This is a genomic window from Kitasatospora sp. NPDC101235, from assembly GCF_044767505.1.
Classification (GTDB): Bacteria; Actinomycetota; Actinomycetes; order Streptomycetales; family Streptomycetaceae; genus Kitasatospora.
Map to the genome: position 1 here is coordinate 526,655 of NZ_JBIWNZ010000002.1, position 23,294 is coordinate 549,948.

The 23,294-nt window shown below is 72.4% G+C and carries 13 protein-coding genes; 6 read left to right on the top strand and 7 right to left on the bottom strand.

Annotation, left to right across the window (positions count from 1 at the left end; translation table 11 throughout):
• Nucleotides 1-144: 144 nt before the first annotated feature.
• Entirely contained in the window at nt 145-426 is a 282-nt protein-coding gene (locus ACIRRH_RS05755; RefSeq protein WP_403062222.1) for a type II toxin-antitoxin system Phd/YefM family antitoxin, read from the top strand.
• Nucleotides 423-827, top strand: coding sequence for a type II toxin-antitoxin system VapC family toxin (locus ACIRRH_RS05760; protein ID WP_403062225.1), 405 nt, complete (start codon nt 423-425; stop codon nt 825-827). Before ACIRRH_RS05755 ends, ACIRRH_RS05760 begins: the two co-directional genes overlap by 4 nt.
• Nucleotides 828-863: 36 nt before the next feature.
• Here ACIRRH_RS05760 and glgB read toward each other — a convergent pair whose 3' ends face one another.
• From glgB to ACIRRH_RS05780, 4 genes are all read right to left on the bottom strand, one after another.
• Nucleotides 864-3,278, bottom strand: coding sequence for a 1,4-alpha-glucan branching enzyme (glgB, locus tag ACIRRH_RS05765; protein ID WP_403062227.1), 2,415 nt, complete (start codon nt 3,276-3,278; stop codon nt 864-866).
• A 60-nt stretch (nt 3,279-3,338) separates the two neighbouring features.
• Nucleotides 3,339-4,829, bottom strand: a complete 1,491-nt coding sequence (locus ACIRRH_RS05770; RefSeq protein WP_403062230.1) for a phosphotransferase — start codon at nt 4,827-4,829, stop codon at nt 3,339-3,341.
• Between the two features lie 250 nt (nt 4,830-5,079).
• Nucleotides 5,080-6,804, bottom strand: coding sequence for a maltose alpha-D-glucosyltransferase (treS, locus tag ACIRRH_RS05775; RefSeq protein WP_403062233.1), 1,725 nt, complete (start codon nt 6,802-6,804; stop codon nt 5,080-5,082).
• Nucleotides 6,801-8,756 (bottom strand): alpha-1,4-glucan--maltose-1-phosphate maltosyltransferase, encoded by a 1,956-nt coding sequence (locus tag ACIRRH_RS05780; RefSeq protein WP_403062445.1) that lies wholly within the window; start codon nt 8,754-8,756, stop codon nt 6,801-6,803. Before ACIRRH_RS05780 ends, treS begins: the two co-directional genes overlap by 4 nt.
• Before the next feature lie 1,092 nt (nt 8,757-9,848).
• Here ACIRRH_RS05780 and glgP point away from each other — a divergent pair.
• On the top strand, nt 9,849-12,515 hold the full coding sequence (gene glgP, locus ACIRRH_RS05785; protein WP_403062236.1) for an alpha-glucan family phosphorylase: 2,667 nt from the start codon (nt 9,849-9,851) through the stop codon (nt 12,513-12,515).
• A 173-nt stretch (nt 12,516-12,688) separates the two neighbouring features.
• Here glgP and ACIRRH_RS05790 read toward each other — a convergent pair whose 3' ends face one another.
• Together ACIRRH_RS05790 and ACIRRH_RS05795 are read right to left on the bottom strand one after the other, a co-directional pair.
• Nucleotides 12,689-14,545, bottom strand: a complete 1,857-nt coding sequence (locus tag ACIRRH_RS05790; protein WP_403062239.1) for an ABC transporter ATP-binding protein — start codon at nt 14,543-14,545, stop codon at nt 12,689-12,691.
• Complete coding sequence (locus ACIRRH_RS05795; protein ID WP_403062242.1) at nt 14,542-16,383, bottom strand: ABC transporter ATP-binding protein; 1,842 nt, start codon at nt 16,381-16,383, stop codon at nt 14,542-14,544. The genes ACIRRH_RS05790 and ACIRRH_RS05795 overlap by 4 nt, the downstream gene beginning before the upstream one ends.
• A gap of 234 nt (nt 16,384-16,617) precedes the next feature.
• Between ACIRRH_RS05795 and ACIRRH_RS05800 the strand changes: the two genes are divergently transcribed.
• Entirely contained in the window at nt 16,618-18,045 is a 1,428-nt protein-coding gene (locus tag ACIRRH_RS05800; RefSeq protein ID WP_403062245.1) for a family 2B encapsulin nanocompartment shell protein, read from the top strand.
• Here ACIRRH_RS05800 and glgX read toward each other — a convergent pair whose 3' ends face one another.
• Nucleotides 18,046-20,262 carry a glycogen debranching protein GlgX gene (gene glgX, locus ACIRRH_RS05805; protein ID WP_403062248.1) on the bottom strand — a complete coding sequence of 739 codons (2,217 nt, stop codon included), beginning with the start codon at nt 20,260-20,262 and terminating at the stop codon, nt 18,046-18,048.
• 200 nt (nt 20,263-20,462) lie between these two features.
• Between glgX and ACIRRH_RS05810 the strand changes: the two genes are divergently transcribed.
• Both ACIRRH_RS05810 and ACIRRH_RS05815 read left to right on the top strand, forming a co-directional pair.
• On the top strand, nt 20,463-21,728 hold the full coding sequence (locus ACIRRH_RS05810; protein ID WP_403062251.1) for an Ig-like domain-containing protein: 1,266 nt from the start codon (nt 20,463-20,465) through the stop codon (nt 21,726-21,728).
• A gap of 215 nt (nt 21,729-21,943) precedes the next feature.
• Entirely contained in the window at nt 21,944-23,191 is a 1,248-nt protein-coding gene (locus ACIRRH_RS05815; RefSeq protein WP_403062254.1) for an Ig-like domain-containing protein, read from the top strand.
• The last annotated feature ends 103 nt before the right edge of the window (nt 23,192-23,294 follow it).

The window sequence follows — 23,294 nt, forward strand, 5'->3', positions numbered from 1 at the left end:
CATATCGACCATACCTTCGCACCCCGAACGACCGTCCGCGAGCAGAACCGGACAAGGGCGGCAAGGGGTCCAAGGGCCTGGACCCGGGATTTGCGCCGCCACTCGACCTTGATGTACCTACATGATGTAGTTACATTGGCTGGTATGGAGACCATGGGGCTGCGTGAACTGAACCAGAACCCGTCGAAGGCGGTCGCGCGGGTCCGGGCCGGTGCGACGATCGTCGTGACCGACCGCGGGCGACCCGTGCTGAGACTGGTGCCGGAAACGGCCCCGGAGACGACCCTCGAACGCATGGTCGCGGCCGGTGAGGTCACCCCGCCCGCCGAGCGGGGCATGCCCGAACTCGCCCTTGACCTACTGCCGGACGTCGGCAGCCTGTCGGACCTTCTCGTCGAGGACCGGGACCGGGAGCGCAACCGTTGATCTATCTCGATTCCTGTGCGCTGCTCAAGTTCATCAAGCCGGAGCCCGAGACGGCCGCGCTGCGAGCCTGGCGCGAGGCGCTCCCCGCCGGCACCGAGCTGATCACCGGCGAACTGGCCCGGCTGGAGATCACCCGCACGCTGCTCCGCGCGGGTCTTTCGCACCAGTTGGTCCCGTACCACGTCGATCAGGCGCTTCGGGGCGCCTACCAGGTGGATCTCAGCAGCGCGGTGCTCGCCAGGGCTCTCGCCTACCGCACTGCGCGGTTGGGATCGTTGGACGCGCTCCATCTGGCCAGCGCGGAGCCGTTCCGCGCCGAGCTCACCGACTTCGTCACCTACGACCGCGAGCTCGGCAGGGCCGCCGAGGAACTCGGGTTCCCGGTCACGGCTCCCAGGTGAGCGCCCGCCCGGGGCCGGGCGGGCGCTCCGGGGCCTTCAGCGCGCCGGGCGGAACCAGACGGTGGCGAGCGGGGGGAGGACCAGTTCGGCGGAGCGGGGCTGGCCGTCCCACTCCACCGGCTCGGCCTTGACCGGGCGGGAGTTGCCGACGCCGCTGCCGCCGTACTCCTCGGCGTCGGTGTTCAGCACCTCCTCCCACAGCTGCTCGCGGCCGGCCAGCCGCGGCAGGCCGACCCGGTGGCCGTGCCGGACGACCGGCGAGAAGTTGCAGACCGCGACCAGCGGCGAGCCGTCGGCCGCGTACCGGACGAAGGAGAGCAGGTTGTCCTCGGCGGCGCCGCCGTCGAGCCAGCGGAAGCCCTCCGGGACGGTGTCCAGCTCCCACAGGGCCGGGGTGTCGAGGTAGCGCCGGTTGAGGTCGCGGACCAGCCGGCGCACCCCGAGGTGCTCCAGGTGGGCCGGCCACTGCTCGTCGAGCAGCCACCACTGCGGGCCCTGCTCGTGGTGCCACTCCGCGCCCTGGGCGAACTCCTGCCCCATGAACAGCAGCTGCTTGCCCGGGTGGGACCACATGAAGCCGAGGTAGGCGCGGTGGTTGGCGCGCTGCTGCCACCAGTCGCCGGGCATCTTGGAGACCAGCGACTGCTTGCCGTGCACCACCTCGTCGTGCGAGATCGGCAGCACGTAGTTCTCGGAGTAGGCGTACACCATCGAGAAGGTGATCTCGTTGTGGTGGTACTTGCGGTGCACCGGCTCCTTGGACATGTAGACCAGCGAGTCGTGCATCCAGCCCATGTTCCACTTCAGCCCGAAGCCGAGGCCGCCCGCGTGGGTGGGGCGGGTGACCCCGTCCCAGGCGGTGGACTCCTCGGCGACGGTCACCACGCCCGGGCAGCGCCGGTAGACGGTGGCGTTCATCTCCTGGAGGAAGGAGGCCGCGTCCAGGTTCTCCCGGCCGCCGAACCGGTTGGGCGTCCAGTCGCCGCTGTCGCGGGAGTAGTCGAGGTAGAGCATCGAGGCGACGGCGTCCACCCGCAGGCCGTCGACGTGGAACTCCTCGCACCAGTACACCGCGTTGGCGACCAGGAAGTTGCGCACCTCCTTGCGGCCGTAGTCGAACTCCAGCGTCCCCCAGTCCGGGTGCTCGGCGCGCAGTGGGTCGGCCGGCTCGTACAGCGGCTCGCCGTCGAAGCGGGCGAGCGCGAAGTCGTCCTTGGGGAAGTGCGCGGGCACCCAGTCGACGATCACGCCGATGCCGTGCCGGTGAAGGGCGTCCACCAGGTACCGGAAGTCGTCGGGGCCGCCGAGCCGGGCGGTGGGGGCGTAGTAGCCGGACACCTGGTAGCCCCAGGAGCCACCGAAGGGGTGCTCCATCACCGGCATGAACTCCACGTGGGTGAAGTTCAACTCCTTGAGGTAGAGCGGCAGTTCCTCGGCGATGGCGCGGTAGGTGGTGAGCTCGGGGCGCCAGGACGGCAGGTGCAGCTCGTACACCGACATCGGCGCCCGGTGGTGCGCGGCGCGGGCCCGGCGGGCCATCCACTCGCCGTCCTGCCACGCGTAGTCGGAGGAGGTGACCACCGAGGCGGTGCCGGGCGGGCACTGGGCGGCCCGGGCCAGCGGGTCGGCCTTGTCCAGCACCCAGCCCTGCCGGGTGTGCACCTCGTACTTGTAGGTGGCGCCCTCGGCCAGGCCGGGGACGAACAGCTCCCAGATCCCGGAGGAGCCGAGCGAGCGCATCGGGTGCCCGGTGCCGTCCCAGTGGTTGAAGTCGCCGATCAGCCGCACCCCGACGGCGTTCGGGGCCCAGACCGCGAAGGCGGTGCCGGCCACGCCGCCGACGGTGCGCACGTGCGAGCCGAGCGCCCGCCACAGCTGCTCGTGCCGGCCCTCGGAGATCAGGTGCAGGTCGAGCTCGCCGAGGGTGGGCGGGGTGCGGTAGCCGTCCTGCTGGCGCAGCGGCCCGCCGCCGGGGTAGGTCACCAGCAGGGTGTACTCCGGCGGTTCGCCGCCGGCCACCAGGCCGGTGAACAACCCGCCCTGCTGGTGGGTGAGTTCGGCCGGGCCCTGGGCGGTCTCGACGACCACGCGCTCGGCGAACGGGCGCAGCACCCGGATCGCGGTGCCGCCGTGCACCGGGTGCGCGCCGAGCAGTGCGTGCGGGTCGTGGTGCTGTCCGTGGACCAGCCGGTCGACCTCGGCGGGCGGCAGCGGCGCCTCGGGCAGCCGCAGTGCCCCGGTGGGGGCCGGACGTTCGGCTCCCCGGGGGCTCCCGGCTGTGGGCGGGGTGGTCGCCGGGGGCTCCGGGCCGGTGCCGGCGCCCCCCTCCTCCTCGGTCGCCCGGCGCGCCTTGGGCTCGTGGCCGGCGCGTCCTTCGGCTGGGAGCGGTCCGGCCAGGAAGGTGGCCGGTACGGGGCGGGTGGGGCGGCCGGCCGGGTCGATCGGCGTCACGGCGGGGTCCTCCTGCGACGGGGGTGGGCGAACTCCTGCGGGCGGAACAGGGAGCGGGGGTCAGACGGACAGGGCCAGCCGGTTGATCGCGGCCAGCGGGATCGGCAGCCAGCTCGGCCGGTGCCGGGCCTCGTACACCACCTCGTACACCGCCTTGTCGATCTCCAGAGCCCGCATCAGCTCCGGCGAGGCGGCCGGGTCGGCGCCGCCGCCGGCGGTGTAGCCGGCGCAGTAGGCGGTGCGGTTGCGCTGGGCCCAGGCGGCGGCCAGGTGGGCCAGTTCCGGGTCGACGGGGCCGCCGGCCAGCAGGTGGGCGGCCGCGTAGTCGAAGGAGCGCAGCATCGCGGCGACGTCGCGCAGGGCCGGTTGCGGCTCGCGGCGCTCGTTGACCGACTTGGCCGGCTCGCCCTCGAAGTCCAGCAGCACCCAGCCGTGCGGGGTGCGCATCGCCTGTCCGAGGTGCAGGTCGCCGTGGATGCGCTGGACCGGCAGGCCGTCCGGGTGGGCGTCGGCGAGCTGCTGGAAGGCGGCGCGCAGCGCGGCCCGGAAGCGCAGCAGCCCGGGGACGGCGGCGACGGCGCTGTCCAGCCGGTCGGCCATCGCGCCGGCCAGCCGTCCGGTCTGGGTGCGGTCGAGCCGGGCGACCGGCATCGAGCGGGCCAGTACCCGGTGCACCTCGGCGGTGGCCCGGCCGAGCCGGTGCGCCTCGATGGCGAAGTTGCCGGGGGAGCGGTCGCCCTTGAGCCGGCCGACCTGGTCGAGGGCGAGTTCCCAGCCGTCCTCGGCGTCCGGCAGGTAGCGCTGCAGCAGTCCGAGGGTGGCGGGCTCGGCGCGTTCCATCCGGCTCTCGAACCAGGCGGCGACCCGGGGGATGCGGGTGGAGCCGGCCCGGGAGAGCGCGAGCGAGAGTTCGAGGTCGGGGTTGGTGCCGGGGTGGATGCGGCGGAACAGCTTGAGGATGTACGAGGTGCCGTAGATGACCGAGCTGTTGGACTGCTCGGCGGTGGAGGCGCGGCCGCGGAGGTTGGTGGGCAGCCCGGAGCCGGGGGTGCGGCGGAAGGACAGTGCGCCGAAGCGGTCGCCGGTGGCCAGGTGTTCCAGCAGCCGCCCGGTGAGCTCCGGGTCGTGCACCGCGTCGTAGAGCGTCGCGCCGTCGTACGGGCCCTGGGTGAGCCGGCCGAGCACGGCGCCGGGCCCGATGTCCCCGAGCCCGCCGGAGCGGATGCCGAGCAGCAGCTGGTAGATGTCGCCGTGCGGGGCGCCGGCCGTGGTGGCGTGCTCGACCCGCAGCAGCAGGTGCAGCAGGGCCGGGTCGCCGACCTGCAGCGGAGTGCCGACCACCGGGGTGAGGCCGGTGATGGGCCGCCCCTTGCCGGCGTACCAGCGCTGGGTGGGCAGCCACGCGGCGATCAGCGGCACGGCCGCCTGGACGAGTTCGCTGACGCCCAGGGCGGTTCTCCGGACTCCGGTGCCCCGGGTGCCCGCCGCAGGGGCGGAACCGGCGCGGGCGTCGTCCTGGAGGTGGGCTTGAGAACGGGAGGTTTCGGACATGGCTCCCTTTCCCCGGAAGCACGCGGACTGCCCGACGGGTCGTGGCCGGGTCCGTCAGTCTTCCGGATTGCGGCGGCGCGGCGGTCGCGGCACGCGAGCACGGCTCGGGTGTCACGCCTTCGTGTGGGTGGCCGTTGGGCTGTTCTCCGTACGCGGTGGTGCAGAGAACTCCGGGGGCGCGGGGGTCAACTCGCGCCCCCGGAGGGTCTGGTGGTGCTGTTCACGCTGGTGTGCGGCGTGCGGCGGATCGTTACTTCGATCGCCTGGTCCCGCTCAGGCGCGGGGGCTGCCGGAGCTGGAACCAGTAGAAGCCGTGCCCGGCCAGGGTGAGCAGGTAGGGCCACTCGCCGATCGACGGGAAGCGCACGCCGCCGATCAGCTCGACCGGGTACCGCCCGCCGTACTGCCGCAGGTCCAGCTCGGTCGGCTGCGCGAACCGCGAGAAGTTGTTCACGCACATGACCAGGTCCCCCTCGTACTCGCGCACGAAGGCCAGTACGGCGGGGTTGCTGGAGGGCAGTTCGGCGTAGCTGCCGAGGCCGAACGCGGGATTGAGCTTGCGGATCTCGATCATGCGACGTGTCCAGTGCAGCAGCGAGCTCGAACTGCTCTGCTGCGCCTCGACGTTGGTCACCTGGTAGCCGTACACCGGGTCCATGATGGGCGGCAGACTGAGCCTGCCCGGGTCGGCGGAGGAGAAACCCGCGTTGCGGTCCGGGGTCCACTGCATCGGGGTGCGCACGCCGTCCCGGTCACCGAGCCAGATGTTGTCGCCCATGCCGATCTCGTCCCCGTAGTAGAGCACCGGCGAGCCCGGCAGGGAGAGCAGCAGGGCGGTGAACAGCTCGATCTGGTTGCGGTCGTTCTCCAGCAGCGGGGCGAGCCGGCGGCGGATGCCCACGTTGGCGCGCATCCGCGGGTCCTTCGCGTACTCCGCGTACATGTAGTCGCGCTCCTCGTCGGTGACCATCTCCAGGGTCAGCTCGTCGTGGTTGCGCAGGAAGATGCCCCACTGGCAGCCGCCAGGGATCTGCGGGGTCTTGGCGAGGACCTCCGACACCGGGTAGCGGGACTCCCGGCGCACCGCCATGAAGATCCGCGGCATCACCGGGAAGTGGAACGCCATGTGGCACTCGTCGCCGCCCGAGGCGAAGTCACCGAAGTAGTCGACGACGTCCTCCGGCCACTGGTTGGCTTCGGCGAGCAGCACGGTGTCGGGGTAGTTGGCGTCGATCTCCTTGCGGACCCGCTTGAGGAACTCGTGGGTCTCCGGCAGGTTCTCGCAGTTGGTGCCCTCACGGGCGAACAGGTACGGCACCGCGTCCAGCCGGAAGCCGTCGATGCCGAGGTCGAGCCAGAACCTCAGCCCGGCGATCATCTCGGCCTGGACCCGGGGGTTGTCGTAGTTGAGGTCCGGCTGGTGGGAGAAGAAGCGGTGCCAGTAGTACTGCTTGCGGACCGGGTCGTAGGTCCAGTTGGAGGTCTCGGTGTCGACGAAGATGATCCGGGCGTCCGGGTACTGCTTGTCGTCGTCGGCCCACATGTAGAAGTCGCCGTACGGCCCGTCCGGGTCCGCCCGGGAGGCCTGGAACCACGGGTGCTGGTCGCTGGTGTGGTTCATGACGAAGTCGATGATGATGCGCATGCCGCGGGCGTGCGCGGCGTCGACGAACTCCATGAAGTCGGCGAGGTCGCCGAACTCCGGCAGGACCGAGGTGTAGTCGGACACGTCGTACCCGCCGTCGCGCAGCGGCGAGGCGAAGAACGGGGGGAGCCAGAGGCAGTCGATCCCGAGCCACTGGAGGTAGTCGAGCTTGGCCGTGAGCCCCTTGAGGTCCCCGACCCCGTCGCCGTTGCTGTCCTGGAAGGACCGCACCAGCACCTCGTAGAAGACCGCACGCTTGAACCACTCGGGGTCGAGCTTCTTCTTCGAGGTCTCGGGGAAGGTGTCGGGGACGGGCTCGTTCACTGTCACGCTGGGTTCCTCCGAACCGTGAGGAGGTGAGCCGGCTCGGCTGAGGGATCGAGCCGGACGTAGTTGTGCCGGCCCCAGGTGTAGACGGCGCCGGTGAGCTCGTCGTGCACCGCGTACGGGCCGTCGCCGTCCAGCGTGACGGTGGCCTCCTGGACGTGGTGCGGGTCGAGGTTCACCACGGTGATGACCTGGTCGGTGAGCCCCTCGGGGGTGGTCGCGGTCTTGGAGTAGGCGAGCACCTGGTCGTTGTCGGTGGGGTGGAAGCGCAGGTTGCGCAGCTGCTGGAGAGCGGGGTGGCGGCGGCGCAGCCGGTTCAGCACGGTCAGCAGCGGGGCCAGGGTGTCGGTGCGGCTCCAGTCGCGCGGGCGCAGTTCGTACTTCTCCGAGTGCAGGTACTCCTCGGAGCCCGGGTGGGCCGGCTCGTTCTCGTACAGCTCGTAGCCGGCGTAGACGCCGTAGCTGGGGGAGAGGGTGGCGGCGAGCACCGCACGGACCGCGAAGGCGGCCGGGCCGCCGTTCTGGAGGTACGCGTGCAGGATGTCCGGGGTGTTGGCGAAGAAGTTGGGCCGCATGTAGGCCGCGGCGTCACCGCTGAGTTCGGTGAGGTACTCGGTGAGTTCCGGTTTGGTGGTGCGCCAGGTGAAGTACGTGTACGACTGGTGGAAACCGATCTTCGCCAGGGCGTGCATCATCGCCGGGCGGGTGAAGGCCTCCGCCAGGAACACGACATCGGGGTCGGTCCGGGCGATGTCGGCGAGCACCTTCTCCCAGAACACCACCGGCTTGGTGTGCGGGTTGTCCACCCGGAAGATCCGGACGCCGTGGGACATCCAGAACCGGAGGATCCGGATGGTTTCCTTGACGATTCCATCCATGTCCTGGTCGAAGTTGATCGGATAGATGTCCTGGTACTTCTTCGGCGGATTCTCGGCGTACGCGATGGTGCCGTCCGCGCGGTGACTGAACCATTCCGGATGCTTGTTCACCCAGGGGTGGTCGGGGGAGCACTGGAGGGCGAAGTCCAGCGCCACCTCCAGGTGCAGCGCCTGCGCCTCGGCGACGAAGTGGTCGAAGTCCTCGATGGTGCCGAGGTCCGGGTGGACCGCGTCGTGGCCGCCCTCGGGGGAGCCGATCGCCCAGGGCGAGCCGACGTCGTGCGGACCGGCCGTCAGGGTGTTGTCCGGGCCCTTGCGGAAGGCTCGGCCGATCGGGTGGACCGGCGGCAGGTAGACCACGTCGAAGCCCATCGCGGCGACGGCCGGCAGCCGCTCGGCGGCGGTGCGCAGGGTGCCCGGGCACGGCGGCTCGACGCCGGCCGGGTCCACCACGGCGCCCTCCGAACGGGGGAAGAACTCGTACCAGGAGCCGAACAGCGCGCGCTCGCGGTCCACCTGGAGCGGCAGCGGCCGGGAGGCGCTGATCAGTTCGCGCAGCGGGTGGCGGGCCAGTACGTCGAGCACCTCGGGGGCGAGCGCGGCGGCCAGCCGGGACAGCGGCGGCAGGACCTGGTCGCGCAGCGCCTCGGCGGCCGCCAGCACGTCGGCGCGGCCCTCCTTCTTGGGCACCCCGGCCGCGGCCTGCTCCAGCAGCCGGGCGCCCTCCTCCAGGACCAGCGCGGTGTCGATCCCGGCGGGCAGCTTCACCGAGGCGGTCCTGCGCCAGGTGGCGATCGGGTCGCTCCACGCCTCCACCAGGTACGACCAGCGGCCGGGCGCGGTCGGGGTGACGTGCGCGCCCCAGCGGTCGCTGCCCTCGGCCAGCTCGCGCATCGGCGTCCACGGGCCGCTGCGGCCGCGCGGGTCGCGCAGCACCACGTTGGCGTTGACGGCGTCGTGGCCCTCGCGGAAGACGGTCGCGGTGACCGGGAAGGTCTCGCCGACGACGGCCTTGGCCGGGCGGCGGCCGGCGTCGACGAGGGGACTGACGTCCAGGACGGGGATGCGGCCGATCACGGTGTCGCTCTCTGTCGTCTTGCGGGCGGCGGGCTTGGTGGCGGCCTTGCGGGCGGTCTTCCCGGCGGGCTCGGCGGCGGCCTTGCGGGCGGCCGCCGGTTCGGCGGGCGCCTTGGCGGCGGACGTCCGGCGCGGCGCCGGATCGGCCCCGGCGCCGGCCTTCGGGGTGGCGGCCGACGCGGAGGCGGTGGTGCGGCGCGTGGTGGTGCGCCTGCGGGGTGCCGCGGTCCGGTCCTCCTCGGTCCCGGGGTGCCGGGCCGGTGCGGAGGGCGGTGCCGCGGAGGGCTGGGCTTCGGAGGATCCGCCACGGACCGCCCCGGAAGCCCTCGGCGCCGGCATCGCCGGATCTGTCCGAGTGTCAGAATCCATCCGTGCGGCGGATTCCGCGACCGCTGCGTCGAGGCTTTCGGCCACCGGTGTGGACTGGTCCCGCGTGTCGCCGTGCATGCCAAACTCCTGCCCGAGATCGGCGGCAGCTCCCCGCGGGCCGGGGTCGGGCCGGGGGAGTGCCGGAGGACTGCTGGGTGGGGAGGACGCGCGACCGGAGCCTGCCCGCGCCGCTGTTCCCGGCAACCTGTCCGGCGCCCGCCGAACCGGTGGTGGGGCGCCCCTGAGCCCGTGTGCGTCCCGGCGCACGCCTCCGTGGGGCGTGTCCCCGGGCGACCCGGTCCACCCGTGAACGAGTGGGCCGGGCGCGAGGACACGCGTCCGTGCGCGGCGAGCGCCGAATGGGCTAAGAAGGACGGGAACGGCCAACACGAAAAGGATTCGGACGTGCTGCTTCGCGGGGGACGCCACCCGTCGTCGCACTCCCCACAGCATCAACGACCTTCGGTCATCCTCGCACCGGCGACAAGGTTTTTGCAGCGGTACGACAGTAGTTTCGGGCCGTCTCCCGAGTGGATGAGCCATCGGAAATGGACCCGTACCGAAGAGTTCACGTATTGGTGGCGCGGGCCCTCGAAATGTGCGCCTCGCGCGCCCCCCGTGCAGACCAATGCGCCGAATGCGATCTCATCAATAGCCCGAACGGATGCCCAATAGCCCGCTTGACGCGCTGTCCGGCCGACCGCCGAGGCTACGCTTCACGCCGTGAAGGCAATCCGCAGATTCACCGTCCGCACCGTCCTGCCCGAACAACTCCAGCCGTTGCACGAGCTGGCCCTCAACCTGCGCTGGTCCTGGCACCCCGAGACCAGGGACCTCTTCAGGTCCGTGGACCCGGAGGTCTGGGCCGCGACCGGCGAGGACCCGGTCCGGCTGCTCGGGGACGTCCCGGCCGCCCGGCTGGCCGCGCTCGCCACCGACCGGCGCTTCCTGCGCAGACTCGGCGACCTCGCCGACGACCTGCGCGAGTACCTCACCGGCCCGCGCTGGTACCAGACCAGGCCGCAGTCCGACGCCGCCGCGCTGCCCGTCGCGATCGCCTACTTCTCGCCCGAGTACGGCATCGCCGCCGCGCTTCCCCAGTACTCCGGCGGGCTCGGCATCCTGGCCGGCGACCACCTCAAGGCCGCCAGCGACCTCGGCGTGCCGATCATCGGCGTCGGCCTGTTCTACCGGCACGGCTACTTCCGCCAGTCCCTCAGCCGGGACGGCTGGCAGCAGGAGCGCTACCCACTGCTCGATCCGGACGAACTCGCGGTCAGCATGCTGCGGGAGGCCGACGGCACCCCCAGCCGGGTCGACCTCGTCCTGCCCGGCGGCCGCACCCTGGCCGCCCACATCTGGAAGGCCCAGGTCGGGCGGGTCCCACTGCTGCTGCTCGACTCCGACATCGAGGCCAACTCGCCCACCGAGCGGGACGTCACCGACCGGCTGTACGGCGGCGGCAGCGAGCACCGGCTGCTCCAGGAGATGCTGCTCGGCATCGGCGGCGTCCGGGCGGTGCGTTCCTACTGCCGGCTCACCGGCCACCCCGCCCCCGACGTCTTCCACACCAACGAGGGCCACGCCGGCTTCCTCGGGGTGGAACGCATCCGCGAACTGGTCGCCGAGGACCGCACCGGGCTCGACTTCGCCGCCGCCCTGGAGGCCGTCCGGGCCGGCACCCTCTTCACCACCCACACGCCCGTCCCGGCCGGCATCGACCGCTTCGACCGCGAGCTGGTCGCCCGCCACTTCGGCGGCGACGCCGCGCTGCCGGGCGTGCCGGTCGACCAGGTGCTCGCGCTCGGCGCCGAGAGCTGGCGCGACGGGGACCCGAAGCTGTTCAACATGGCCGCCATGGGCCTGCGGCTGGCCCAGCGCGCCAACGGGGTCTCCACCCTGCACGGCGAGGTGAGCCGCTCGATGTTCAACGGGCTGTGGCCCGGCTTCGACCCCGCCGAGGTGCCGATCACCTCGGTCACCAACGGCGTGCACGCCGCCACCTGGATCGACCCGGCGGTGGTCCGGCTCGGCGCGGCCGAGCTCGGCGCCGAGCGCGCCGAGGAGGCCATGACCACCGGCGAGACCCGGCGCTGGACAGGCCTGGAGAGGATCGGCAACACCGAGGTCTGGGAGCTGCGGCGCACCCTGCGGGCCCAGCTGGTGGAGGAGGCCCGCCGCCGGCTGCACGCCTCCTGGCGCCGGCGCGGGGCCGGCGAGGCCGAGCTCGGCTGGGTCTCCTCGGTGCTCGACCCCGACGTGCTCACCATCGGCTTCGCCCGCCGGGTGCCCTCGTACAAGCGGCTCACCCTGATGCTGCGCGACCCGGAGCGGCTGCGCGCCCTGCTGCTCCACCCCACCCGGCCGGTGCAGATCGTGGTCGCCGGCAAGGCCCACCCGGCCGACGACGGCGGCAAGCGGCTGATCCAGCAGCTGGTCGCCTTCGCCGACGACCCTGCGGTGCGGCACCGGATCGTCTTCCTGCCGGACTACGACATGGCGATGGCCCAGCGCCTCTACCCGGGCTGCGACGTCTGGCTGAACAACCCGCTGCGCCCGCTGGAGGCCTGCGGCACCTCCGGGATGAAGGCCGCGCTCAACGGCTGCCTCAACCTGTCCGTCCTGGACGGCTGGTGGGACGAGTGGTACGACGGCCGCAACGGCTGGGCGATCCCCACCGTCGACGAGAGCGGCGGGGTGCTCGACCCGGACAGCGGCGAGGCCGAGCGGCGCGACGACATCGAGGCGGCCGCGCTCTACGACCTGATCGAGAGCCAGGTCGCCGCCCGGTTCTACGACCGGGACGCGGACGGGCTGCCACAGAAGTGGATCGCCATGGTCCGGCACACCCTGGTCACTCTCGGGCCCAAGGTGCTGGCCGGGCGGATGGTCCGGGAGTACGTCGAACGGCTGTACGCCCCGGCGGCGCAGGCCCAGCGGGAGCTGGCGGGGCAACAGGGCCGCGGCGCGCGCGAGCTGGCGCTCTGGAAGGCGAAGGTCCGGGACGCGTGGCCGGCCGTCCGGGTCGAGCACGTCGAGGCGGACTGCCCGGCCGAGGCGCAGGAGCTGGGCAGCTCGCTGGCGTTGCGGGTGCAGGTCGCGCTCGGGACGCTGGCACCGGGCGACGTCGAGGTGCAGGCGGTCTCCGGCCGGGTGGACGAGCGGGACCGGATCTCGGACGCCTGCCTGCTCGCCCTCAAGCCGGTCGGCGGGCCCGACCTGGACGGCCGCACCCGCTACGAGGGCTCGCTGGAGCTGTGCCGGACCGGCCCGTTCGGCTACACCGTCCGGGTGCTGCCCGCGCACCCGCGGCTGGCCTCGTCGGCCGAGCTGGGGCTGGTCGCCCTGCCGGCCGAGTCGGCCGGGATGGACGCCGGGCTGCTGCGCTGACCTCGCGGGCGGCTGCCGTCCGCTCCGGAAGGACGGCAGCCGCCCGAGGACGTCACGGCCGTGAACCGTGCGCGCGGCCGCCCCCGTTCCTCATGCCGGGAAGTGGGGTGGCCCGTCCGGGTGCGTGACGGCGCACCCGGACGGGCGCATGCACGGGGCCCAGGAGGCAGGTCCTAGACCAGGCTGTCCCGCCAGGCCCGGTGGAGGGCGGCGAAACGGCCGGAGCCGTCGATCAGCTCCTGCGGGGAGCCGTCCTCCACGATCCGGCCCTGATCCATCACCAGGACACGGTCGGCGATCTCCACGGTGGACAGCCGGTGGGCGATGATCACGGCCGTCCGGCCGGCCAGCACGGTGCGCATCGCCCGCTGCACGGCCTGCTCCCCGGGGACGTCCAGTGAGCTGGTCGCCTCGTCCAGGATCAGCACCGCCGGGTCGGCCAGCAGCGCGCGGGCGAAGGCCACCAGCTGGCGCTGGCCGGCCGAGATCCGGCCGCCGCGCTTGCGCACGTCGGTGTCGAAGCCGTCCGGCAGGGCGGCGACGAACTCGTACGCGCCGATGTCGCGGGCGGCCTGCTCGACCTCCTCGCGGGTGGCGCCGGGGCGGCCGATCGCGATGTTCTCGGCGACGGTGCCGGAGAACAGGAAGGACTCCTGGGTCACCATCACCACCCCGCGCCGCAGCTCGGGGGTGGCCAGGTCGCGCAGGTCCACGCCGTCCAGCCGGATGCGGCCGTCGGTCGGGTCGTAGAAGCGGGCCAGCAGCTTGGCGACCGTCGACTTGCCCGCGCCGGTCGCGCCGACCACCGCGACCGTCTGACCGGCCGGGATCAGCAGGTCGAAGGGCGGCAGCACCTCCTTGCCCGTCCGGTAGGCGAAGCGGGTCGCCTCGAAGGAGACCTCACGGCCCTTGCGGGCCTCTCCGCCGGCCTCCGGCAGCTCGACGGGCTCGGCCGGCTCGGCGACGGTCGGCTCGTGGGCGAGCAGGCCGGCGATCTTCTCCAGGGCGGCGGCGGCCGACTGGTAGCTGTTCAGGAACATCGCCAGCTGGTCGATCGGGTCGAAGAGCCGGCGCAGGTAGAGCGCGAAGGCGGTGAGCACGCCCAGCTCCAGCGCGTCGTCCACGACCAGGTAGGCGCCGAGCAGCACCACGCCGGTGGTCCACACGTTGGCGGTGGCGCGGGAGAGGCCGACGTAGCGGGCGATCTCCAGCAGGCCGTCCGCGGTCGCGGTGGCGGACTGCCCGTTGACCACGGCGAAGGCGGCGTCGTTGGCCTTCTCCCGGCGGAAGGCCTGCACCGGGCGGATGCCGTTCATGGTCTCGGTGAAGCGGACGATCAGCGAGGCGGCCGACGTGCGCGAGCGCCGGTAGACCCGGCGGGAGCGAAGGCGGAAGGAGCGGGCGATCAGGGCCAGCGGCAGGAAGGCCGCCAGCGAGACCAGGCCGAGCTGCCAGTCCAGCGCCAGCAGCAGCACCGCGATGTAGCAGACCGACAGGAAGACCGTCAGCAGCTCCTGCAGGCCCTCGGAGAGCAGCTCGCGCAGCGCGTCGATGTCGCTGGTGGCGCGGGAGATGATCCGGCCCGAGGTGTAGCGCTCGTGGAAGTCCAGGCTGAGCCGCTGGGCGTGCCGGAAGATCCGGCCGCGCAGCTCCAGCACGATGTCCTGGTTGATCCGGGCGCTGATCTTGATGAACACCCACTGCAGCACCGGGCTGAGCAGCGCGCAGAACAGGTAGGCCGCGACCACCGCGATCAGCGGGCCGGAGTCGTGCTCGCGCAGCGCCGGGATGCCGCGGTCCATCGCCACCGCGACCAGCAGCGGCCCGGACTGGAGCGCGGCCTGCTGGACCAGGATCACCACCATCGCGATGGTGATCCTGGCCCGGTGGGGGCCGAGCAGCGAGCGCAGCAGCGCCCGGGGCGCGCCGGGCGGGACGGGGATGTCCTCCTCGTCGGCGGGCGGCGCGGGCAGCTCCGCCTCGGCCGGCGCGGCGGGCTCGGCCTTCGTGGGTTCGGCGGTGGTGGTCATGCACTGCTCTCCTCGGGCACCAGGGCGGCCTCGCCCGACATGAGTTCTCGGTAGTGCGCGCAGTCGCGCAGCAGTTCCTGGTGGGTGCCGACGGCCTCGATCCGGCCGTCCGCCAGCACCGCGACCCGGTCGGCGAGCAGCACGGTGCTGGGGCGGTGGGCGACCACCAGGGCGGTGGTGGTGCCGAGGACCTCGCGCAGCGCCCGCTCGACGAGGGCCTCGGTGTGCACGTCCAGGGCGGAGAGCGGGTCGTCCAGCACCAGGAAGGCCGGGTCGCCGACCACGGCGCGGGCCAGCGCGAGGCGCTGGCGCTGGCCGCCGGACAGGCTCAGGCCCTGTTCGCCGACCTCGGTGTCCGGGCCCTGCGGGAGCTTCTCGACGAAGCCGGCCTGGGCGGTGGCGAGGGCGGTGCGCAGCTGCTCCTCGCCGGCGCCCGGGGCGCCCATCAGGACGTTCTCCCGGACGGTGGCGGAGAACAGGGTGGGCTCCTCGAAGGCGACCGCGACGAGTTCGCGCAGCCGCTGCCGGGGCAGTTCGCGGATGTCCCGCCCGTCCAGCGTGATGGTGCCGGCGGTGGCCTCGTACAGCCGGGGGAGCAGTGCGGTGAGCGTGGTCTTGCCGCTGCCGGTGGCGCCGACCAGGGCCATCGTCTCGCCGCTGCGGATGTGCAGGTCGATGCCGGCCAGCAGGTCGGGGCTGTCCTCGGGGGCGTCGGGGTAGCGGAAGCGGACGCCGGTGAGGCGGATGCCGTCCGGGGCGGCGAGCCCGGCGGCGGTGCCCGGGTCGGGGGTGTCCGGCTCGTCCAGCACCTCGAAGAAGCGGTCGGTGGCGGTGGCCGCCTCGTTGGCGTAGGCGAGCAGCCAGCCGAGCGACTCGACCGGCCAGCGCAGCGCGAGCGCCGTGGAGAGGAAGGCGACCAGGGTGCCGGCGCTCAGCTCGTCGTGGGCCACCAGGTAGGCGCCGACGGCGAGGGCGCAGGCGAGCGCGATCTCCGGCAGGCCGACGATGACCGCCCAGAGGTTGGCGAGCAGGTGCGCCTTGCGCAGCTCGGTGCGGCGCAGCTCCTGGGACTGGGCGCGGAAGCGCTCGGCCATCGAGCGGTGGCGGCCGAAGGCCTTGAGGATGCGGATGCCGAGGACGGACTCCTCGACCACGGTGGCGATGTCCCCGTTCTGGTCCTGGGCGAGCCGGGCGGCGCCGGAGTAGCCGGACTCGAAGCGCCGGGTGAGCACGAACAGCGGGACGACCGGTGCCAGGGCGATCAGCGCGAGCCGCCAGTCCTGGGTGAACATCACCGCGGTGCCGACCAGGAACATCACCGAGTTGACGATCAGGAAGACCAGCGGGAAGGCCAGGAACAGCCGCATGGTGTACATGTCGGCGGTGGCCCGGGAGAGCAGCTGGCCGGAGCCCCAGCGGTCGTGGAAGGAGACCGGCAGCCGCTGGAGCTTGGCGAAGAGGTCCCCGCGCATCGCCGTCTCCAGCCCTGCCAGCGGGCGGGCCAGCACCACCCGGCGGGTGTAGAACAGCGCGGACTCGACCAGGCCGAGGACCAGCAGCAGGCCGACCAGCGGCCAGAGGCCGGCCAGGTCGTGCTCGGCGAGCGGGCCGTCCACGATCAGGCCGAGGACCACCGGGACGGCGAGGGTGCTCAGCATGCCGAGCGTGGCGGCCGTCACCGAGACGGCCAGCCGGCCGCGGACGGCGCGGGCGTACGGCCACAGGCGCAGCAGGGACCGGACCGCGGAGTGCCGCGGTCCGGGCCCGGCCGGGCCGGCTCCGTCGGTTCGGGGGCTTTCCGGGGTCGGGCTCTCGGGGTCTTGTCTGTTCTCGGCCATCGCGGTGAGAGTAGGCAGAGACCCCGTCACTTCTCATCCGGTTTTTCGCCCCTGACAGCGGCGTCCGGCGAGAACCGGCCACCCGAACGGGCGGGGCGGGCGTGAAACGCGGGGGCGCGCGCGGCCGTTCGTGCGGAGAGGAGTGCGCCGTGCGCCTCTTGCGGGCGCCCGCCGATCGGCCGATGACATCTCCTGACGGATGTTCAGTGACACGCGAGTGGCAGGAGTGCGCAGATGACGGTCGAAACCGAACCCACCCCCGGATCCGGCTCCGCAAACGTGCAGGTGCGGGCCCAGCTCAGCCTCAGCACGACCGCGGCGCGGAACCTGGCGACGACGACCAAGTCGAAGCCGCAGATGCAGGCGATCACCTCCCGCTGGCTGCTGAAGATGCTGCCGTGGGTGCAGGTCAGCGCAGGTACCTACCGGGTCAACCGCCGGCTGAGCTACGCCCCCGGGGGAGGCCGGGCCGCCTTCACCAAGTCCGGTTCCACGGTGACCGTGGTCGCCCCCTCGCTGGGCGAGCTGCCGGTGCTGCGCGGCTTCGAGGACGGGGAGACGCTGAAGGAGCTGGCCCGCCGGTTCGTGCAGCGGGACTTCGCGCCGGGCGACGTCCTGGTGCGCGAGGGGGCGCCGATCGAGGAGGTGTTCCTGATCGCGCACGGCAAGGTCGACCGGATCGGCACCGGCAAGTACGGCGAGGAGGCGGCCATCGGCACCCTCGCCGACGGCGACCCCCTCGGCGACGAGGCCTTCACCAACGGCGGTGGCAACTGGCCGTACACCGCGAAGGCGGCGACGGCCGGGGTCCTGATGGCACTGAACTGGTCGGTGTTCCAGGAGCTGGTCGACCGATCCCCCGCGCTGCGTGAGCAGTTGCTGGGCGTCGCGGCCGACGCCGCGCAGGCGCAGAACGCGCACGGCGAGGCGCGCATCGACCTCTCGGCCGGCCACAAGGGCGAGTACGGGCTGCCCGACGCCTTCGTGGACTACGAGCTGGAGCCGCGCGAGTACGAGTTGAGCGTCGCACAGACCATCCTCAAGGTGCACACCCGGGTCGCGGACCTCTACAACCAGCCGATGAACCAGACCGAGGAGCAGCTGCGGCTGACGATCGAGGCGCTGCGGGAGCGGCAGGAGCACGAGCTCATCAACAACCGGGAGTTCGGCCTGCTCAGCAACACCGACTTCGACCAGCGGATCCAGACCCGCGCGGGCGCGCCCACCCCGGACGACCTGGACGAGCTGCTCAGCATGCGCCGTGACACCGACTACCTGTTCGCCCACCCGCGCGCGATCGCGGCCTTCGAGCGGGAGTGCAACAGCCGCGGCGTCTACCCCGGCACGGTCGACGTCCTCGGCAGGCACCGGCCGACCTGGCGCGGGGTGCCGATCTTCCCGTGCAACAAGATCCCGGTGACCGGGAACCAGACCACCTCCTTCATCGCGATGCGGGTCGGCGAGGACAACCAGGGCGTGGTCGGCCTCACCCAGATCAACATCCCGGACGAGGTCGAGCCCGGGCTGAACGTCCGCTTCATGGGCATCGACGAGAAGGCGATCACCTCCTACCTGGTCAGCACCTACTACTCGGCGGCGGTCCTGGTGCCGGACGCGATCGGCATCCTGGAGAACGTCGAGGTCGGGCACGCCTTCAGTTGATCACTCCGGGCGGGCGGGCACGCGCAGCAGTCGCAGTGACCGCCCGCCCAGCACCACCGCGCCCCGCGGGTACGGCTCGTCCGTGCCCGCGGTGTCGACCACCGTCTCCCACCCGGCCGCCGGCGCCGCCCAGGGCTCGCCGGGCAGGGTGAACACCACCGGTTCGTGGCCCGCGTTGAGCAGCAGCAGGAAGCCGTCGTCGCTGAGCGGCAGCCCGGACTCGTCCCGTTCGGACATCGCGGTGCCGGAGAGCAGCATGCCGAGACAGGCGGTCGGCGTGAACCAGTCGGCCTCGGTCATCTCCCCGCCCCGCGGGGTGAACCAGGTGAGGTCCGGCCGGCCGCCGGGGGTGACGGCCCGGCCGGAGAAGAACGCCCGCCGGCGCAGCACCGGGTGGGCCCGGCGCAACCGGACCAGCCGGGCGGTGAGTTCGCACAGCTCCTGCCAGGCGGGCTGCTCCAGCAGCGACCAGTCCAGCCAGCCGACCTCGTTGTCCTGGCAGTAGGCGTTGTTGTTGCCGCCCTGGGTGCGGCCGAGCTCGTCCCCGGCGGTGAGCATCGGGACGCCGGCGGAGAGCAGCAGGGTGGCCGTCAGGTTGCGCAGCTGGCGCAGCCGCAGCGAGTTGACCGCCGGGTCGGTGGTCTCGCCCTCGGTGCCGTGGTTCCAGGAGCGGTTGTCGTCGCTGCCGTCCCGGTTGTCCTCGCCGTTGGCCTCGTTGTGCTTGCGGTCGTAGGAGACCAGGTCGCGGAGGGTGAAACCGTCGTGCGCCGTCACGTAGTTGACCGAGGCGTACGGGCGGCGGCCGGCCCGCTGGTAGAGGTCGGAGGAGCCGGAGAGGCGGTAGCCGAGGTCGCGCACGTCCGGGAGGGCGCCGCGCCAGAAGTCCCGTACGGTGTCGCGGTACTTGTCGTTCCACTCGGCCCACAGCGGGGGGAAGCCGCCGACCTGGTAGCCGCCCTGGCCGACGTCCCAGGGCTCGGCGATCAGCTTCACCCGGCTGAGCAGGGGGTCCTGGGCGACGGCGGCGAGGAAGGGGTGGTCCATGTCGACGGCGTCGCCTCCGTTCGGGCCGCCGCGGGCGAGGGCGGCCGCCAGGTCGAAGCGGAAGCCGTCCACGCCCATCTCGGCGACCCAGTAGCGCAGCGAGTCGGTGATCAGCCGGATCACCTGCGGGCGGCGGGTGTCCAGGGTGTTGCCGCAGCCGGTGTAGTCGGCGTAGCCGCGCGGGTGGTTCGGCGGGAGGCGGTAGTAGGTGGCGTTGTCGATGCCGCGCAGCGAGAGCGCCGGGCCGAGTGCGCCGCCCTCGGCGGTGTGGTTGAACACCACGTCCAGGATCACCTCGATCCCGGCGGCGTGCAGGGCCCGGACCATCCGCTTGAACTCGCCGACCTGGCCGCCGCGGGAGCCGGAGGCGGAGTAGCCGGCGTGCGGGGCGAAGTAGCCGATCGTGTTGTAGCCCCAGTAGTTGACCAGCCCGCGGGCCTGCAGGTGGTCCTCGTTGGCGTGCTGGTGCACCGGCAGCAGCTCGACGGCGGTCACCCCGAGGCGGGTGAGGTGGGCGACGGCGGCCGGGTGGGCCAGACCGGCGTAGGTGCCGCGCAGCTCCGGCGGGACGCCGGGGTGGCGCATGGTGAATCCGCGCACGTGCAGCTCGTAGAGCACCGTCTCGGCCCACGGGGTCTTCGGGCGGTGGTCGTCGTACCAGTCGTCGTCATCGTGGACGACCACGGATCTGGGCACGTACGGCGCGGAGTCGCGGTTGTCCCGGACGGTGTCGGCGACGTCCGCCTCGGGCCAGTTGCGGACGGCGGAGCAGGCGGCGTCGTGCGAGGTGTAACAGCCGTCGACGGCGCGGGCGTACGGGTCGAGCAGCAGCTTGGCCGGGTTCCAGCGGGCGCCGGTCCACGGGTCCCAGCGGCCGTGCACGCGGAAGCCGTAGCGGGTGCCGGGGTGCACGCCGGGGAGGAAGCCGTGCCAGACCTGGAAGTCCTGCTCGGTGAGGCGGTGCCGGCTCTCCCGGCCGTCCTCGTCGAACAGGCACAGCTCGACGGCCTCGGCGCCGGCCGCCCAGAGCGCGAAGTTGGTGCCCCGGTGGCCGAGCCGGTCGGTGCGGTAGCGGGCGCCGAGCGGCTGCCAGCTGCCGGGCCACGGTGGCTCGGCGGGGTGCGGGTGGCCGTGTGGCCGTGTCCCGGCTTCCAGCTCCTGCCCTGACGCCATGGCCGTACCCTCCCTGGGCGGGGTGTTCCGGACTCGGTTCACCTTCTCCTTCCCGGATTGTGCGGACCGGAAGCCGTTGAACGAGGGCTTACCGGCGGATGGCGGCCAGGGGGTCGGGGCGGCTCCGGGGGCGGCGTGTCTTCGCCGGGAGGCTTCTCGTTGTTCCGGGCGTCGGACGTGAACAGTGGGAGGGCCCCGGGATGCGGCGCCGAGGACGGGTGTGGGCGCGGGGCGTGGCGGCGGTGGCCTGCTGCCTGGCCGTCCTGACGGGCTGCGGCGGCGGGTCCGCGGTGGTGCCGGACGGGGACGCGGCCACGGGTGGTGCGCACGCTGCGCCGTCGTCGTCCCGGGCGGTGCTCACCGTGCAGCCGGCCGACGGTGCGCAGGACGTGCAGTCGGAGGGTGCGGTCCGGGTGCACGTCGCGCAGGGGCGGCTGGTCTCCGTCCGGCTGGCCGACGCCAGGGGCACCGAGGTGCCCGGCACGATCGGCCCGGACGGCAGCGGCTGGACGCCGGACGGTCCGTTGCCGCTCGGCACCGCGTTCACCCTGGACTCCGTCGCCGAGGACGACCAGGGCCAGAAGGCGGCCCAGCACACGGCGTTCACGACCGCCGCCCGGGCGCACACCTTCGTGGCCTTCTTCACCCCGGAGGACGGCTCCACGGTCGGTGTCGGCATGCCGGTCTCGCTGCGCTTCAGCCGTCCGATCACCGACCGGGTGGCGGTGGAGAAGGCCGTCCAGGTCTCCGCCGACCCGCCGGTGCCGGTGGCCGCGCACTGGTTCGGCGGCCAGCGGCTGGACTTCCGCCCGCAGCGGTACTGGGCGGCCGGCACCAGGGTCACGGTGGCGCTGCGGCTCAAGGACGTGCAGGGCGCGCCGGGGGAGTTCGGCAGCCAGAGCCGGGACGTGCACTTCACCGTCGGCCGGGCGCAGGTCTCCACCGTCGACCTGGACGCCCACACCCTGACCGTCCGGGCCGGCCAGGGCGGCAAGGTGGTCCGGGTGCTCAAGGTCTCCGGCGGCAGCCCCGAGCACTCCACCTACCGGGGGGTGATGGTGGTGTCGGAGAAGTACAAGGTGACCCGGATGAACTCGCAGACCGTCGGCATGGGCGACGAGTACGACATCCAGGACGTCCCGCACGCGATGCGGCTCACCACCTCGGGCACCTTCGTGCACGGCAACTACTGGGCGGACCCGAGGGTGTTCGGCACCGCCAACACCAGCCACGGCTGCATCGGGCTGGTCGACGCCAAGGGCGGGGCGAGCAAGGACTCCCCGGCGGGCTGGCTGTTCGAGCACACCATCCCGGGGGACGTGCTGGAGGTGAAGGCCTCCTCCGGGGAGGTCGTGCCGCCGCAGAACGGGCTCAACGGCTGGAACGTGCCGTGGGAGCAGTGGGTGGCCGGGAGCGCGCTGCGCCGGGTGCCGTCCGCCGGGGCGGTCGGGTCGGCCGCGCGGTAAGGGCTCTTCCGTGCCGTGAGGGCGCTTCCGCCCGTTCCGTCCGGCTTTACGACTGCTTCACCTGTCGTCAACCCGACTCCTCTCAGGTTTCACTCGGGAGGCTTAGTTATCCTGCTCCGGCGCGTCCGGGGTCCGGCCGGAAAGATCGGCCGGACGGTGCAACTCATGGGGGCACTCAACGCGTCAAGTGAGTGGATACCGGGAGGGGAGAAACCGTGAAGACGGGTAAGACGGCCGGCGCAGCGATACGCACCACCAACCGCTACGGGCGCAGGAGTGCGATGGCGCTGGTCATGGGTGGGGTGCTGCTGCTCACCGCCGCCTGCAACGACGACAAGGGCAGCGGTTCCGGCGGTTCGGGGGGCGGAAGTGCGGCTTCCGCGCCGGCGGCGGACGGGGGCGGCTCGGCGACGCCGAAGACCTCGGCCGCGGTGCTCGCCGTGGAGCCGAAGGACGGCGCCCAGGACGTCGCGCCGAACGGGCTCCAGGTGTCCGTCTCCAACGGCAAGCTGAGCACGGTCGAGGTGACCGACAAGGACGGCAAGCCGGTCGAGGGTGCGATCACCCCGGACGGCACCGGCTGGAAGCCCGCGGGGGCGCTCGCGGTCGGCATGGCGTACAAGGTGAACGCGCAGGCCAAGGACGGCGAGGGCCTGGTGGCCGCGTCCACCACCTCGTTCACCACGCTGACGCCGGAGAAGAAGATCTCCACCAACGACAACATCAGCGACGGCGCCACCTACGGCGTCGGCATGATCGTCTCGGTGAACTTCAACAAGGACGTCAAGAACAAGGAAGCCGTCGTCAAGGGCATCACCATCGAGTCCAGCAACGGCACCGTGGTCAAGGGCCACTGGTTCGGCGACCGCCGGGTGGACTTCCGTCCGGAGCAGTACTGGGCGCCGGGCACCAAGGTGACCGTCAAGTACCGGCTGAAGAACGTCGAGGTCGCCCCGGGCATCTACGGCGACGTGGACAAGGACGAGCCGTTCACCATCGGCCGGTCGATGGTCTCCACCGCGGACGCCAAGTCGCACCAGATGACCGTCGAGCGGGACGGCCAGAGCACCACCGTGCCGGTCACCCTGGGCGCGGACGCCACGCCGTCCTGGGGCGGGACGATGGTGGTCATGTCCAAGGAGAAGGTCACCCGGATGAACTCGCAGACCGTCGGTCTCGGCGGCGAGTACGACATCAAGGACGTGCCGCACGCGATGCGGCTGACCACCTCCGGCACCTTCGTGCACGGCAACTACTGGGCCAGCCCGTTCGGCAAGACCAACGCCAGCCACGGTTGCGTGTCGATGCAGGACGTGAAGGGCGGCAGCGACTCCTCGGTCGCGGGCAAGTTCTTCAACGACTCGATGATCGGTGACCCGATCAAGGTCGTGAACACCAAGGAGAAGACCGTCTCGCCTTCCAACGGGCTGGGCGGCTGGAACGTGGACTGGGCCAACTGGTAGGCCCTGCCCCGAGGTCGGCCCGGGTACTCCGGGCCCTTCGGTGAGTCCTCCGTCGTGCGGCCCGATCCTCACCCGTTGGGGGCGGGCCGCCGTGGTTTCCGGG